Source organism: Kitasatospora sp. NPDC051705, from assembly GCF_044453265.1.
Taxonomy (GTDB): Bacteria; Actinomycetota; Actinomycetes; order Streptomycetales; family Streptomycetaceae; genus Kitasatospora.
The window spans coordinates 19,413-33,514 of the sequence record NZ_JBITCO010000011.1; the positions used below are offsets into that span (position 1 = coordinate 19,413).

General features: G+C 75.6%; 13 protein-coding genes and 1 tRNA gene. 6 read left to right on the forward strand and 8 right to left on the reverse strand.

The features are described from left to right. Positions 1-69 precede the first annotated feature (69 nt). A complete protein-coding gene (locus ACIA8Q_RS16315; RefSeq protein ID WP_396317340.1) occupies positions 70-1,065 on the forward strand; it encodes a helix-turn-helix domain-containing protein in 996 nt (331 codons plus the stop codon). Positions 1,066-1,134: 69 nt separating this feature from the next. Here ACIA8Q_RS16315 and ACIA8Q_RS16320 read toward each other — a convergent pair whose 3' ends face one another. From ACIA8Q_RS16320 to bioB, 4 genes are read right to left on the reverse strand one after another with little or no spacing between them, the layout of a single operon-like run. Continuing rightward, entirely contained in the window at positions 1,135-1,581 is a 447-nt protein-coding gene (locus ACIA8Q_RS16320; RefSeq protein ID WP_396317341.1) for a hypothetical protein, read from the reverse strand. 53 nt (positions 1,582-1,634) lie between these two features. Beyond that, positions 1,635-2,423 (reverse strand): dethiobiotin synthase, encoded by a 789-nt coding sequence (gene bioD / locus ACIA8Q_RS16325; protein ID WP_396317342.1) that lies wholly within the window; start codon positions 2,421-2,423, stop codon positions 1,635-1,637. Beyond that, the gene (locus ACIA8Q_RS16330) at positions 2,420-3,724 is read right to left on the reverse strand and encodes an adenosylmethionine--8-amino-7-oxononanoate transaminase (RefSeq protein ID WP_360219457.1); all 1,305 of its coding nucleotides are present in this window, start codon (positions 3,722-3,724) and stop codon (positions 2,420-2,422) included. Before ACIA8Q_RS16330 ends, bioD begins: the two co-directional genes overlap by 4 nt. A 28-nt stretch (positions 3,725-3,752) precedes the next feature. Beyond that, positions 3,753-4,982 (reverse strand): biotin synthase BioB, encoded by a 1,230-nt coding sequence (bioB, locus tag ACIA8Q_RS16335; protein WP_360219454.1) that lies wholly within the window; start codon positions 4,980-4,982, stop codon positions 3,753-3,755. A gap of 270 nt (positions 4,983-5,252) precedes the next feature. Between bioB and ACIA8Q_RS16340 the strand changes: the two genes are divergently transcribed. Beyond that, the gene (locus tag ACIA8Q_RS16340; protein WP_396317343.1) at positions 5,253-6,161 is read left to right on the forward strand and encodes a hypothetical protein; all 909 of its coding nucleotides are present in this window, start codon (positions 5,253-5,255) and stop codon (positions 6,159-6,161) included. A 110-nt stretch (positions 6,162-6,271) separates the two neighbouring features. Here the strand turns inward: ACIA8Q_RS16340 and ACIA8Q_RS16345 are convergent, their stop codons facing one another. Continuing rightward, entirely contained in the window at positions 6,272-8,764 is a 2,493-nt protein-coding gene (locus ACIA8Q_RS16345) for a DEAD/DEAH box helicase (protein WP_387900008.1), read from the reverse strand. Positions 8,765-8,987: 223 nt separating this feature from the next. Between ACIA8Q_RS16345 and ACIA8Q_RS16350 the strand changes: the two genes are divergently transcribed. Beyond that, positions 8,988-10,187 carry an 8-amino-7-oxononanoate synthase gene (locus ACIA8Q_RS16350; protein ID WP_360219445.1) on the forward strand — a complete coding sequence of 400 codons (1,200 nt, stop codon included), beginning with the start codon at positions 8,988-8,990 and terminating at the stop codon, positions 10,185-10,187. 119 nt (positions 10,188-10,306) lie between these two features. On the opposite strand, the gene ACIA8Q_RS16355 is transcribed toward ACIA8Q_RS16350, so the two are convergent. After that, a tRNA-Met gene (locus ACIA8Q_RS16355) sits at positions 10,307-10,383 on the reverse strand. Positions 10,384-10,611: 228 nt separating this feature from the next. Here ACIA8Q_RS16355 and ACIA8Q_RS16360 point away from each other — a divergent pair. From ACIA8Q_RS16360 to ACIA8Q_RS16370, 3 genes are all read left to right on the forward strand, one after another. After that, entirely contained in the window at positions 10,612-11,097 is a 486-nt protein-coding gene (locus ACIA8Q_RS16360) for a rhodanese-like domain-containing protein (RefSeq protein WP_360219442.1), read from the forward strand. Further along, the gene (locus tag ACIA8Q_RS16365; protein WP_360219439.1) at positions 11,091-11,576 is read left to right on the forward strand and encodes a GNAT family N-acetyltransferase; all 486 of its coding nucleotides are present in this window, start codon (positions 11,091-11,093) and stop codon (positions 11,574-11,576) included. Before ACIA8Q_RS16360 ends, ACIA8Q_RS16365 begins: the two co-directional genes overlap by 7 nt. Before the next feature lie 120 nt (positions 11,577-11,696). After that, a complete protein-coding gene (locus ACIA8Q_RS16370; protein ID WP_360219436.1) occupies positions 11,697-12,218 on the forward strand; it encodes a hypothetical protein in 522 nt (173 codons plus the stop codon). A 49-nt stretch (positions 12,219-12,267) separates the two neighbouring features. Here the strand turns inward: ACIA8Q_RS16370 and ACIA8Q_RS16375 are convergent, their stop codons facing one another. Both ACIA8Q_RS16375 and ligD read right to left on the reverse strand, forming a co-directional pair. Continuing rightward, positions 12,268-12,915: a GNAT family N-acetyltransferase gene (locus tag ACIA8Q_RS16375; RefSeq protein ID WP_360219433.1), complete on the reverse strand. Its 648-nt coding sequence runs from the start codon at positions 12,913-12,915 to the stop codon at positions 12,268-12,270. Between the two features lie 98 nt (positions 12,916-13,013). Further along, positions 13,014-14,021 (reverse strand): non-homologous end-joining DNA ligase, encoded by a 1,008-nt coding sequence (ligD, locus tag ACIA8Q_RS16380; protein WP_360219430.1) that lies wholly within the window; start codon positions 14,019-14,021, stop codon positions 13,014-13,016. Positions 14,022-14,102: the final 81 nt, after the last annotated feature.

The following is a 14,102-nucleotide window of genomic DNA, read 5'->3' on the forward strand; positions in this document are numbered from 1 at the left end:
TAGCCTCTGGGCCTAATAGTCAAGATCGCGCCAGGTCAGGGGTGGCTGCGGGGAGCCGGAGGAAGGTTCGTGATCGCACTGAGGTTCGGGGTCGCGGACCTCGCGAGGACCCGCTTCGTCATATCGCCGCTCGACCACCTGATGGCCGGCTCGGCCCGGCAGGGCGTGCACCAGGGCACCGGCTCGCGCAGCGAACGCTGGTGGCGGGACGCCCGCCGCCACGTGCCCGACCGGGCCCGGCGCTTCCTCGACGTGGTCAACGCGAGTGCGATCGGAGTCCCCGACTTCATGGTGGCGGACCTCGACGCCGTCCGCCGGCAGCTGGACGACGAACTCGACGCCCTCCTCGCCGTCCCCCAACAGGCCGTCGAGGAGGGCGTCGCGATGTTCGGCAGCGGGGCCGGCCTCCCGACCGCCCTCGCCCGGCTGCGCGACGACGGCGCCCGGGGCCTGCGCGAGGTCGGCGACGGCGCCTGGGCGCTGTTCCACTCCTGCCTCGCCCCGGACTGGCCCGACATCCGCCGCGCCCTGGAGGCCGACATCGCGGTGCGGGCCCGCACCGCAGCCCGCTCCGGGATCGGCGCGATGCTCGACTCGCTCCACCCCAACGCGGTCTGGCGGGACGAGGGCGTGCTGGAGTGCACCCTCGGCGAGCTGGAGGGCTCCTTCGACCTGGCCGGCCGGGGCCTGGAGCTGCGGCCCAACTACTTCGTCCAGCAGAGCATCGGCCTCCTGGCCGGACCGGACCGCCAGAGCCTGCTGCTGCACCCGCTCGGCGCCCAGGCCGCCGAGCCCGCGCCCCGGCCGCAGGCCGCCGACGGACTCGCCGCCGCCCTCGGCCCCGCCCGGGCCCGGGTCCTGCGCGCCGTCGCCGGGGGCTGCTCCACCACCGAACTCGCCCGGCGCCTCGGCGTCACCCCGCCCTCGGCCTCCGCCCACGCCGCCGCGCTGCGCGCGGCCGGCCTGATCGGCACCCGGCGCGAGGGCAAGCAGGTCCGCCACACCGTCACCGAGGTCGGCCACGACCTCCTGCGCGACAACCCGCCGCCCCGGGTGTCGGCCTGACCGCAGGACAGGGCAGGCAGGACAGGCGGGGCGGGGCAGGCCTGTGGCGCCGACCCATCCGGCCGGTGCTCAGGGGTTGGCGAGGGCGTAGCTGCGGAAGGTGGCGAGCAGCGGCAGGACCTCGGTCCGGCTCGGGTCCTCCGTGACGGCGCGCATGGCGTCGATCACGGCGTGGGCGATGGCCCTGGTCGCCGTGAGGTCGTCCCGGTCGGCGAGCTCGCCCCAGGTCTTGAGGGCCCGGGTGAGCAGGCTGCTCATCCGGGCGCCGATGGTGGAGCCGACGGCGTCGGAGAGCTCCGCGATCTCCTCGTCGCTCATGCCGGAGCGCAACCCGAGCGCCAGCGCCATCAGGGTGTCCATCGCGTGCTCGCCGTACGCGGCGACCAGCGCCGGGAGCGCGCGCTCGTCGGCGCCGCCCGCGGCCAGGGCGGCCAGCGCCTCGTCGTCGTCCTTCCACGCCGCCTCCAGGGCGGCCAGCGCCCGCAGCGACTCGTCCACCGTCATCCCGTCCGTCATGCGAGCACGGTAGTGATCCGCCGCCCGTCCGGTCCCCGGTTCGGGGCGGGGCGTCACCCCTTCGAGCGAAGCGGCGGCGGTTCGGGCCGGTGGGCGTCGGCGAACTGCTGGGCGTCCCAGGTGCCGCCCAGTCCGGGGGCCAGCGAGGCGAGCGCGAGGGCCGGGAAGTCGGCGGCGGCGCCGGCCCGTTCGGGCAGTGCGCCGAGCAGCGGGGCGCCGGCCGAGCGCGGCAGGTCGGCGAGGTTGCACCGCTCGGCGAGGCCCGGCCGCTCCGGCCAGGAGCCGACCAGGACGCCCGCGAGCGGGAGCCGGCGGGCGGCCAGGGCCTCGGCCGTGAGCGAGACGATGTTCAGCGTGCCCAATGCGGCGGCGGCCACCAGCAGCACCTCGGCCGGCAGTCCGGCGTCCAGGACGGCCCGGGCCTGGTCGGCGAGGGTGCGGCCGTCGTCGTCGTAGCGGACCAGCAGCCCGCCGGCGCCCTCGACCAGGACCAGGTCGTGGGTGGCGGCCAGCTCGGCGACGGCCCCGGCCACGTCGGCGGGGGAGAGGAAGGGCAGCCCGGCCCGCCGGGCGGCGGTGTCCGGCGCCAACGGCTCCGGGTAGCGGGCCAGTTCGGCGGTGGTCAGCGCACCGGTCGCCGGCTCGCCGGTCGTCGGTGCGCCGGCCAGCCGCCGGACCTCGGCGGCGTCGCCGGGCTCGTCCGGGGTGACGCCGGTCTGCCCGGGCTTGAGGACGGCGACCCGCAGGCCGCCCTGCAGCGCCGCCGAGGCGACGGCGGCGGTCGCGACGGTCTTGCCGACGTCCGTGTTGGTGCCCGTGACGAACAGGACGCGCGCGCTCACCCCGCCACCGCCGCGGCGGTCACGGCGGCCGCGATGCGGGCCACGTCCTCGTCCTGCGACACGTAGGGGGGCATGGTGTAGATCAGGTCCCGGAAGGGGCGCAGCCACACGCCCTCGCGGGCGGCGGCCCCGGTGGCGGCGGCGACGTCCACCGGGTGGTCCAGCTGCACCACGCCGATGGCCCCGCGGACCCGCACGTCCCGCACGCCCGGCAGCCCGGCCGCCCCGGCGAGGCCGGCCCGCAGCCCGGTCTCGATCCGCTTCACCTCGACGGCCCAGTCCTGGCCCAGCAGGAGGTCCAGCGAGGCGTTGGCGGCCGCGCAGGCCAGCGGGTTGCCCATGAACGTCGGGCCGTGCGCGAGCACCGGCACCTCGCCGCGGCTGATGCCGTCGGCGATCTCGCCGGTGCACAGGGTGGCGGCCAGCGTCAGGTACCCGCCGGTGAGCGCCTTGCCCAGGCACATCACGTCCGGGGAGACGCCCGCGTGGTCGGCGGCGAACAGCGCGCCGCTGCGGCCGAAACCGGTGGCGATCTCGTCGAAGACGAGCAGCACCCCGTAGCGGTCGCAGAGTTCGCGCAGCATCCGCAGGTAGGCGGGGGAGTGGAACTGCATCCCGCCGGCGCCCTGGACGACCGGCTCGACGATCACGGCGGCCAGCTCGTCCGCGTGGCGCGCCATCAGCTCCTCGAAGGACGCGGCGTACCCGGCGTCGAACGGCGCGTCGAAGCCGGCCGGCGGCTGCGGCGCGAAGAGCTGCCCGGGCAGCACCCCGCCCCACAGGTGGTGCATGCCGCCGTCCGGGTCGCAGACGGACATCGGGTGGAAGGTGTCGCCGTGGTAGCCGCCGCGCCAGGTGAGCAGCCGGTGCTTCTGCGGGCGCCCGGTGGACCGCCAGTACTGCAGGCACATCTTCATCGCGACCTCGACGGACACCGAGCCCGAGTCGGCGAGGAAGACGTGCTGCAGCGGCTCCGGGGTGATCTCGACGAGCCTCGCCGCGAGCCGCACGGCGGGCTCGTGGGTGAGCCCGCCGAACATCACGTGGCTCATCCGCCCCAGCTGCTCGCGCACGGCCTCGTCCAGCACCGGGTGCCGGTAGCCGTGGATGGCCGCCCACCAGGACGACATCCCGTCGACGAGCTCGCGGTGCCCGCCCGCGACCGGCTCGGCCAGGCGCAGCCGGACGCCGGACGCGGACTCGACCACGTACGGGGTGGCGGTGCCGGGCATCGGCCCGTACGGGTGCCAGACGTGGGCGCGGTCGAGGGCGAGCAGCGAGTCCGCGGGGAGCGGGGGCATGGTGGGCGACTCCAGGGTGGTGGAACGGTCAGGCGTTGGGCGCGAGTTCGGTGCCGGCGCCGCGACGGCGGACCTTGACGAGGTCGTCGCGCAGCTCGTCGACCGGCTCCGCGGCCGGGGCGTCCGCGGCCGGCTCGGCGTGGCCGTGGCCGCCGCACGGCCCGCAGCCGCCGCCGCTGCCGCAGGCGGACGCGGCGGTGCCGCAGGGGGAGGAGGCGGTCGTCCCGCAGCCGGAGGCCGCCGCCGCGACGTCGGCGCGGTGGCGCGGCAGGGTGGCCTCGCCGGCGCCCTCGACCTCGAAGCCGGCGTCCTTGATCATGTCGAGGTCGGCCTGCCCGGCCTGGCCCTCGCTGGTCAGGTAGTCGCCGAGGAAGATCGAGTTGGCGACGTGCAGGCCGAGCGGCTGCATCGAGCGCAGGTGCACCTCGCGCCCGCCGGCGATCCGCACCTCGGTGTCCGGGTTGACGAAGCGGACCATCGCCAGGATGCGCAGGCAGCGCTGCGGGGTGAGGTTCCACTCCTTGGCGAGCGGGGTGCCCTCGAAGGGGATGAGGAAGTTGACGGGGACGGAGTCCGAGCCGAGCTCGCGCAGCGCGAACACCACGTCGACCAGGTCCTCGTCGCTCTCGCCCATGCCCGCGATCAGGCCGGAGCAGGCCGACAGGCCCGCGCCGTGCGCCTTCTGCACGGTGTCCACCCGGTCCGCGTAGGTGTGGGTGGTGGTGATGTCGCCGTAGGTGGCCTCGGAGGTGTTGAGGTTGTGGTTGTAGGCGTCCGCGCCGGCCGCCTTCAGCCGCTCCGCCTGGTTGTCGGAGAGCAGGCCCAGGCAGACGCAGATCTCGACCGCCGGGTCGGCCTCCTTGATGGCGGCCATGGTGTCGGTGACCCGGTCGATGTCACGGTCCGTCGGGCCGCGGCCGCTGGCGACCAGGCAGACCCGCTTGGCGCCGCCGGCCACACCGGCGCGGGCGGCGTCGGCGGCCTGGTCCGGCTTGAGCCAGGTGTACTTGAGGATCTCGGCCTTGGAGCCCAGCCGCTGCGAGCAGTAGTTGCAGTCCTCCGGACAGAGCCCGCTCTTCAGGTTCACCAGGTAGTTGAGCTTGACGCGACGACCGAACCAGCGGCGGCGCACCTTGCCGGCCGCGGCGACCACGTCCAGCAGCTCGTCGTCGGTGGTGGCGAGGACGGCCAGCGCCTCCTCGCGGGTCGGGACTTCGCCGCGCAGGCCCTTGGCGGTGAGGGTATCGAGCAGATCCATGGGGCGATCCTGCCTGGTGCCGCTCGAATGACGCCAGAGGAAACCCGCCAGAAGATCCGTGGAAGGATGTGCCACTTGCCACAGTGTCGAAGCTCACGGCGTCGCCCCTGGTCACGCGCTTGACGCCGGCGCGGAGCCGGGGCTACCGACGGGTAGTCCGCGCGGGCCGGCAGTGACGGCGGGCGGCCCGGCCCGGGGCTCCGCCGACGATGATCGACAACCGCCCACCCCGTGACCTGGGCCACCCGGCGGTTGCTTAGAATCTGCGCCATGACCACGCAGGGGGAGCGCACCCCGACTCCGGGAGAGGGCCTGAACGGCCAGGCAGGGCGGCGGACCGGCGGGGCCGCCGACGCGGGCGCGGAGGTTGCGGGCGGGGATGCCGCCGGCACGGAGCAGGACCTCACCGGCGGCCGGTCACCCGGCCGGACCGGCGGCCGCAACCGGCGCCTGACGGCCCGCCGGGCGGTCGGCTGGGTCGTGGTGGTCGGCGTGGTCGCCGCCGGCGGATGGATCATCACCCGCCCGATGCCCGGTGACTACATACCCGGGCTCGGCCCCTCCAGCAAGGACGCGTCCAGGACCCCGCCGGTGGTCGGCGCCCCGCCGCCGCGCACCGACCCGGAGGGCCTCGTCGCGGACGCCTACTTCCCGCCCCAGCGCCCGATCGAGGCGGGCGCGTACAAGGCCCGGCGCAACGGCATCCGGCAGGGCGAGAACTGCACCGAGGTGCTGCAGGACCGCACCCAGGAGCTGCTCAGGGACAGCGGCTGCCAGGCCTACCTGACCCTCAGCTTCACCGGCCAGGACCGCCCGGTGCTCAGCAGCGTGACCGTGCTGCGCTTCGGCGACCAGGCCGCCGCCGTCAAGGCGGCGGAGACCCTGCGGGGCAAGCCCGGGGCGCTCGCCTTCATCCTCCCCGACGCCTCCGCCGCTCCCGTGGCGCCGTCCGGTGCGCCCAAGGCGGCCGTGGAGCCGCGGGTCGCGGCCGTCGGGCACTACGTGACGGTGACCAACTCGCGGCTGAGCGACGCCCGGACGCCCGGCGCCGGCGCCTCGCCCGTCCCGAGCGCTCCGGTCCCGGTGCCGTCGGGGCCGGCGCCCAGCAACGAGCAGATCCTGGACGAGGCCAACCGGGCGCTCTCCTACGCCGCGGGCGCGCCGTTCGTCTGGATGTGACGGCGGGCCGGGACGAGAGCCCGGACGTGACGAACGGCCGGGGCCCGGAGGGGGTGCGTCCCCTCCGGGCCCCGGCCGTTCCACGAGCGGTCGGCCGGGGCGGCTGCCGGTCAGCCGCCGAGCCGGTCCACCGCGGTGACCCGCAGCACCGCGCGGCCCTCCTCGTCCGAGCCGAACAGGTCGACCTCGGCGCTGATGCCCCAGTCGTGGTCGCCCTCCGGGTCGTCGAAGATCTGCCGGACCCGCCAGGCGGAGTCCTCCTCCTCGATGAGCAGCATCTTCGGGCCGCGCGCGTCCGGGCCGGTGCCCAGGTCGTCGTACTCGTCCCAGTAGCCGTCCATGGCGTCCGCCCAGCGGTCCGCGTCCCAGCCGTAGGAGCCGTCCAGCTCGGCGAGCTCCTCGTAGTGCTCCAGCGCGCACAGTTCCACGCGGCGGAACATCTCGTTGCGCACCAGCACCCGGAACGCCCGCGCGTTGGCGGTGACCGGCGCCGGCCGGTCGTCCAGGGTCACCTCGGGGGCCTGCGGGTCGGTCGGGTTGGCCAGCTGCTCCCACTCGTCCAGCAGGCTGGAGTCGACCTGGCGGACCAGCTCGCCGAGCCAGGCGATGACGTCCTTCAGGTCGTCGGTCTTCACGTCCTCGGGGACGGTCTGCTCCAGCGCCTTGTAGGCGCCCGCCAGGTAGCGGAGCACGATGCCCTCGGTGCGCGCCAGCTCGTAGAAGCCGACGTAGTCCGAGAAGGTCATCGCCCGCTCGTACAGGTCGCGGACCACGGACTTGGGCGCCAGCTGGTGGTCGCCGATCCACGGGTGCGCCCGGCGGTACACCTCGTAGGCGTGGGTGAGCAGTTCCTCCAGCGGCTTCGGGTAGGTGATCTCCTGCAGCCGCTCCATCCGCTCCTCGTACTCGACGCCGTCGCGCTTCATCTCGCCGACGGCCTCGCCGCGGGCCTTGTTCTGCTGCGAGGCGAGGATCTGCCGCGGGTCGTCGAGGGTGGCCTCGACCACCGAGACGACGTCCATCGCGTACGAGGGCGAGGTCGGGTCGAGGAGCTCGAAGGAGGCCAGCGCGAAGGTGGAGAGCGGCTGGTTGAGCGCGAAGTTCTCCTGCAGGTCCAGGGTGAGGCGGACGATCCGGCCCTCGGGGTCCGGCTCCGGCAGCCGCTCGACCACGCCGCCGACCAGCAGGGAGCGGTAGATCGCGATCGCGGTGCGGATGTGCCGGCGCTGCGCCGGCCGGTCCTCGTGGTTGTCGGTGAGGAGCTTGCGCATCGCCTCGAAGGCGTTGCCCGGGCGGCCGATCACCGACAGCAGCATCGCGTGGCTCACCTTGAACCGGGAGACCAGCGGCTCCGGGTCGGCCGCGATGAGCCGGTCGAAGGTCTCCTCCGTCCAGCCGACGAAGCCCTCCGGGGCCTTCTTCCGCACCACCTTGCGCTTCTTCTTCGGGTCGTCGCCGGCCTTCGCGATCGCCTTGTCGTTCTCGATCACGTGCTCCGGCGCCTGCGCCACCACCTGGCCGACGGTGTCGAAGCCGGCCCGGCCGGCCCGGCCGGCGATCTGGTGGAACTCGCGGGCGCGCAGGATCCGCACCCGGTTGCCGTCGTACTTGGACAGCGCCGTGAACAGCACCGTGCGGATCGGCACGTTCACGCCGACGCCCAGGGTGTCCGTCCCGCAGATCACCTTCAGCAGGCCGGCCTGGGCGAGGCGCTCGACCAGCCGGCGGTACTTCGGCAGCATGCCCGCGTGGTGCACGCCGATGCCGTGCCGCACGTAACGGGACAGGTTGCGGCCGAACTTGGTGGTGAAGCGGAAGTTGCCGATCAGGTCGGCGATGGCCTCCTTCTCCGCCTTCGAGCACATGTTGATGCTCATCAGCGACTGCGCCCGCTCCACCGCCTCCTTCTGCGTGAAGTGCACGACGTAGACCGGCGCCTGGCCGGTCTGCAGCAGCTCCTCCAGGGTGTCGTGCAGGGTGGTGCGGCGGTACTCGTAGAACAGCGGCACCGGACGGGTCGCGTTGCGCACCACCGTCGTCGGCCGGCCGGTGCGGCGCGTCAGGTCCTCCTCGAACCGGCGGACGTCGCCCAGCGTCGCGGACATCAGCAGGAACTGCGCCTGCGGCAGCTCCAGCAGCGGGATCTGCCAGGCCCAGCCGCGGTCCGGCTCGGCGTAGAAGTGGAACTCGTCCATCACGACCTGGCCGATGTCCGCCCGGGAGCCGTCCCGCAGCGCGATCTGCGCCAGCACCTCGGCCGTGCAGCAGATGATCGGCGCGGTCGGGTTCACGCTCGCGTCGCCGGTCATCATGCCGACCTGCTCGGTGCCGAAGATCTTGACCAGGTCGAAGAACTTCTCCGACACCAGCGCCTTGATCGGCGCCGTGTAGAAGGTCCGCTGGCCCTCCGCCAGGGCCGCGAAGTGCGCCCCCGCCGCCACCAGGCTCTTCCCCGACCCGGTCGGCGTGGCCAGGATGACGTTGTTCCCCGACACCAGCTCGATCAGCGCCTCCTCCTGCGCCGGGTAGAGCGTGATCCCGCGCTCCTCCGTCCACGCGGCGAACGTCTCGTACAGCGCATCGGGCGTGGCGGGCTTCGGCATCAGATCAAGGAGGGTCACCCGGCTATCTTGCCTGCTGGCCGCCACCGCGGGCAAAGCCCGGCCCGGGCGCGACCGGGCCGCGACCGGGCCGCGACCGGGGCACGACCGGGGCACGACCGGGCCGCGGGCCGGGGCGGGCGCCGCGCGGCCCCGGACGGGCGGTGCGCGGGCTGTGCGGAGGCGCACATTGATCGGGGGTGCCGGGCGTGCCAGAGTGCCGGGCATGGTCCACCCGCTCGCGTCCCCGACGCACACCACTGACCTGGCCCCGGAGGCCGTGTTCGACTGGCTGGACGAGGCCGCCGGGCTGCGCGCCGACGCCGGGCTGACGCGCACCCTGCGCAGCCGGTCGGCCGAGGACGCGGTGCTCGACCTGGCGGGCAACGACTACCTGGGGCTGACCCGGCACCCGGCGGTCACGGCCGCGGCGGCCGAGGCGGCCCTGCGCTGGGGCGGCGGGTCGACCGGATCGCGGCTGGTGACCGGCACGACGGCCCTGCACACCGAACTGGAGCAGGAGCTGGCGGACTTCTGCGGGGTGGAGGCCGCACTGGTGTTCTCCTCCGGGTACACCGCCAACCTCGCCGCGCTGACCGCGCTCACCGACCCGGACACCCTGATCGTGTCGGACGCCTACAACCACGCCTCGCTGATCGACGGCTGCCGGCTCGCCCGCGCGGACGTCCACCGGGCCCCGCACAGCGACCCGGACGCCGTCCGGGAGGTGCTCGCCGGCCGCACCCGGCGGCGGGCGCTGGTGGTCAGCGACTCGGTGTTCTCGGTGGACGGCGACGCCGCGCCGCTGGCCGGGCTGTCCGCCGCGGTCCGCGCGCACGGCGCGGCGCTGCTGGTCGACGACGCGCACGGGCTGGGCGTCCTCGGCCCCGGCGGCAGCGGGGCCCTGGCGGCCGCCGGGCTCGCCGGGCAGCCGGACACCGTCGCCACCGTCACCCTCTCCAAGTCGCTCGGCTCGCAGGGCGGCGCCGTGCTCGGGCCGCACCGGGTGATCCGCCACCTCACCGAGACCGCCCGCACCTTCATCTTCGACACCGGCCTCGCCCCGGCCGCCGCCGGCGCCGCGCTCGCCGCGCTGCGCCTGCTGCGCGCCGAGCCGCACCGGGCCGAGCGCACCCGCGAAGTGGCGCGCGCCCTGGCCGCCCGGCTCACCGCCGCCGGGCTGCGGGCCTGCGAGCCGGACGCGGCCGTGGTGTCGGTCCGGGCCCCGGGGCCGGAGGCCGCCGTGGCCTGGGCCGCCGACTGCCGCCGGGCCGGCCTGGCCGTGGGCTGCTTCCGCCCGCCGTCCGTCCCGGACGGGGTGTCCCGGCTGCGGCTGACGGCGCGCGGCGACCTGACGGACGCCCAGGTCGCCGACGCGGTGCGGATCATCGCGGAGCTTGCCCCGGCGGGCGCCCGCGAGCACTGACCGGGGGCGGCCCCGGCGGGCGCCCGCGAGCACTGACCGGGGGCGGCCCCGGCGCCCCGCGGGGTGCCGGAACGCCGAAGGGGCGGACACGCGTTGCGTGTCCGCCCCTTCGGGCTACGTGGTAGCGGGGACAGGATTTGAACCTGCGACCTCTGGGTTATGAGCCCAGCGAGCTACCGAGCTGCTCCACCCCGCGTCGGTGAGACCGACTGTACGGCACCGGGCGGAGATCACCAACCCGGTTCCCGGCCGGCGCCCCCGGCGGCACGCCGGGCCCGGGGCTGGCGGGATCTTCACGACCTCAGGCGTTCACGCCACTCGTGGGGGCGGGGCCCGGGGTCGGAGGATGGAGCCGTCGCCGACCGGGAAGCCCGGAACGGCCCGGCGAAACCCGCCCTGACCAGCGAGAACACGAGGTGCCCGGATGTCTTCGACCGCTTCCGCCGAGATCGCCAGTGCCGTCCTGAGCGTGCCCGCCGCCGCCCCGGCCGAGGCCGCCGCCCACTACGCCGCCCGGCTCGCCTTCGAGGCCGACGTCTCCGACGTGCACGCCGACCTGCTGGCCGGCGTGCCCGGGGTCGTGGTGGTCGACACCCGCAGCGAGGCCGGCTGGAACCAGGGCCGCATCCCCGGCGCCCTGCACATCCCCACCGCCCGGATCGCCGAACTCGCGCCGCAGCTGATCGACCCGGCCCGGACCGTGGTCACCTACTGCTGGGGCCCCGGCTGCAACGGCGCGACCCGCGCGGCGCTGGCCTTCGCCCGCCTCGGCTACCAGGTCAAGGAGATGCTCGGGGGCTTCGAGTACTGGGTGCGCGAGGGCTTCGCCTACGACAGCGCCGCCGGGGCGGAGCAGCGCCCCGTCGACGACCTGACCGCCCCGCGCTCGGGCATCTCCTGCGCATGCTGACGGACACCGCGCGGCCGGGCGGTGTGATCCGCCCGGCCACCGCCGCCGACCTGCCCGCCCTGGCCCGCCTGTGCGCCGCCCACGCCGCCCACGAGCAGGCCGGACCGGTGCCCGCCGACCTCGCCGACCGCCTGGCGCCCGCCCTGTTCGCGGCGCGCCCGAGAGCCTGGTGCCTCGTCGTCGACCACGGCGGCGAACCGGTCGGCTACGCCACCTGGTCCCTGGAGTTCTCCACCTGGCAGGCGGCCGACCACGCCCACCTGGACTGCCTGTTCGTCACCGAGCCGTACCGGGGAGCGGGCTGGGGCCGCGCCCTGCTCGACGCCGTGCGGGACGCGGCGGCCGCCCGCGGCGCCGGGGAGCTGCAGTGGCAGACACCCGACTGGAACGCCGACGCCATCCGCTTCTACCGCCGCGCGGGGGCCCTGGCCCGGCCCAAGGTCAGGTTCTCGCTGCCCCTCCGCCCGGCGGGCGGCTGATCCCGACGCCGGCGGGCGGTCACCCCGTCGGCTCGGCGGTGCCGTTCCCGCCCCGCCGGTGCAACCGTCCGGGCGTCCGCGGCGTCACACGCACGGGGTGGGCGGACCGGGGGGTGGCGGATGGCGGTGACGGCTCGGCGCTGGGGGCCGGTGGTGGCCGGGGTGGCGCTGGTGTGGCTGGCCGTGTGGCTCGCGGGCGGCCCGGTGCGCCAGTTCGGGCAGGCGGCCGGCTGGGTCGGCGTGCCCGGGGTGTTCCGGGCGGAGCGGTGCCTGATCCCGGCCTACGAGGACGGGCCGCCGCCCTCGGACTGCCGGGGGGTGTTCCACCCGGACGACGGCGGACCGGCGCTGGAGCAGGCACGGGTGTTCGCCGGGGCGACGGTCGGCTCGGACGTCCGGGTGGGCTGCCGGGGCGACGACTGCCACGTGGTCTCGGACGCCGAGGTGGCCCGCACGCTGACGCTGCTGGCGCTGGCCCTGGTGCCCGCCGTGGCCGGGGTGCTCGCCGCCGGCGCCGGGCTGTACGCGTGGCCGGTCGGGCGGGGGCTGGTGCTGTCCGGGGTGGTGGCGGGCGTCCTGCTGGCGACCCTGGTGGCGCTGGGGGGCGTCTTCTGGTTCGCGCTGACCATGACCGGTCAGTGAGGCCCGCCGGGCCGGGCCGGGGCGGCGCCGGGGTCGGCGGCCGGGTGCGTCACGGGTCCACCACCAGCAGCGTCTCGGCGCCGACGGGCCGGTAGCCGGCGGCCTGGAAGGCCCGGACACTGGTGGCGTTGCCGGGCGCCTGCTGCGCCCAGACGACGTCGCCCTCGGGCAGCAGGTGCCGGGCGCCGGTGGCCAGGGCCCGGCCGAGGCCGCGCCCGCGCGCCTGCGGGTCGACCTCGACCGCGCACTCCCAGCGCCCGGCGACGCCGCGGCCCAGGACCAGCACGCCGCCGTCGGCGGTGTACACCCGGACGTCGTCGCGGTAGCGCAGCGCCCGGACGACGCGCGGGTGCTCCCGGTCCTCGACCGGGGTCAGCGGCAGCGGCGGTGGGCCGGGCAGCCGGGGGGCCACGGTCAGCAGGTCGATGTTGTTGACGACCCGGCCGGTGCGCCGGGCGAGGGCGGTGAGGAACGGCGGGCAGAGCGGCGCCGCCAGGCGGTCGCCGGGGGTGGCCGCGAGGGCCCGGTGCACCCAGGCCGGGTCCTCGTCGGTGAAGACGACGGCGTGGGCGGAGAGCGACAGCACCCCGGCCTCGCGCGGGGACGGCTGCGGCACCACCGTCACGGTCCCGTCCGGGGGCGGGAACACGCCGCCCGCCGCGTCCGCCAGGATCCCCGCCAGCCCCCGCGCGCCCATCCGCACCCCTCCGTCGACCCGTCACCCGGTCGTCCCGACGCCCGGCCGTCCCCCCCGGGCGGCGTCAGCCTAGTCGACCACTCGGTGGGCGCGGCCGGTCACTGCTTCCTGGCGCGGCTGGGCTGGACCCTGGTCGGTTCGCCGGCGGCCTTGGGGTGGTCGGGCGGGTAGGGCAGCTCGCCGAGGCCCTCGTCGTGGAGCTGCTTGTCGTAGAGCTCCAGCAGACCCTCCAGCCGGAACGCCTGGCCGTCCATCTCCGCGTTCAGGTCGCCGAGTTCGGCGAATCGGGCGGGGACGGTGCGCAGGTCGAAGTCCTCGGGGGAGGCGTCGTCGAGCTCCTCCCAGCGCAGCGGGGTGGAGGCCGTGGCCCGGGGGCGGGCGCGCAGCGAGTAGGCGGAGGCGATGGTGCGGTCGCGGGCCATCTGGTTGTAGTCGACGAAGATCCGCTCGCCGCGCTCCTCCTTCCACCAGGCGGTGGTGACCCGGCCGGGCATCCGCTGTTCCAGGACGCGGCCGAGCGCGATCACGGCGTGCCGCCCGTCGGTGAAGGTCCATTCGGGTGCGAGCGGCACGTAGACGTGCAGGCCGCGGCCGCCGGACGACTTGGGCCAGCCACGCAGTCCGAACTCGCCGAGCAGGGAGCGCAGTTCGTGGGCGGCGCGGACGGCGTCACGGAAGTCGGTGCCGGGCTGCGGGTCGAGGTCGACGCGCAGTTCGTCGATGTGCTCGGTGTCGGTGCGGCGGACCGGCCAGGGGTGGAAGGTGAGGCAGCCGAGGTTGGCGGCCCACAGGACGGCGGCCGGTTCGGTCGGGCAGATCTCGTCGGCGGAGCGTCCGCTGGGGAAGCTGATCCGGGCGGTGGGCAGCCACTCCGGCAGGCCCTTGGGGGCGCGCTTCTGGTAGAAGAACTCGCCCTCCACGCCGTCCGGGAAGCGCTGCAGCGTGGTGGGCCGGTCGCGCAGCCCGCGCAGGACCCCGTCGGCGACGGCCAGGTAGTACTGCGCGACGTCCAGCTTGGTGAAGCCGCGCTCCGGGTAGTACACCTTGTCCGGGTTCGACAGCCGGACGGTGCGCCCGGCGACATCCAGTTCGACGGCTGAGCCCATGCCTCTCACGCTAAGGGCGCCGCGCCCGGCGCGCGCCTTTTCGCCCGCCGCCCGCCGCCCGCCGCCGCCAGGTGCCCACCG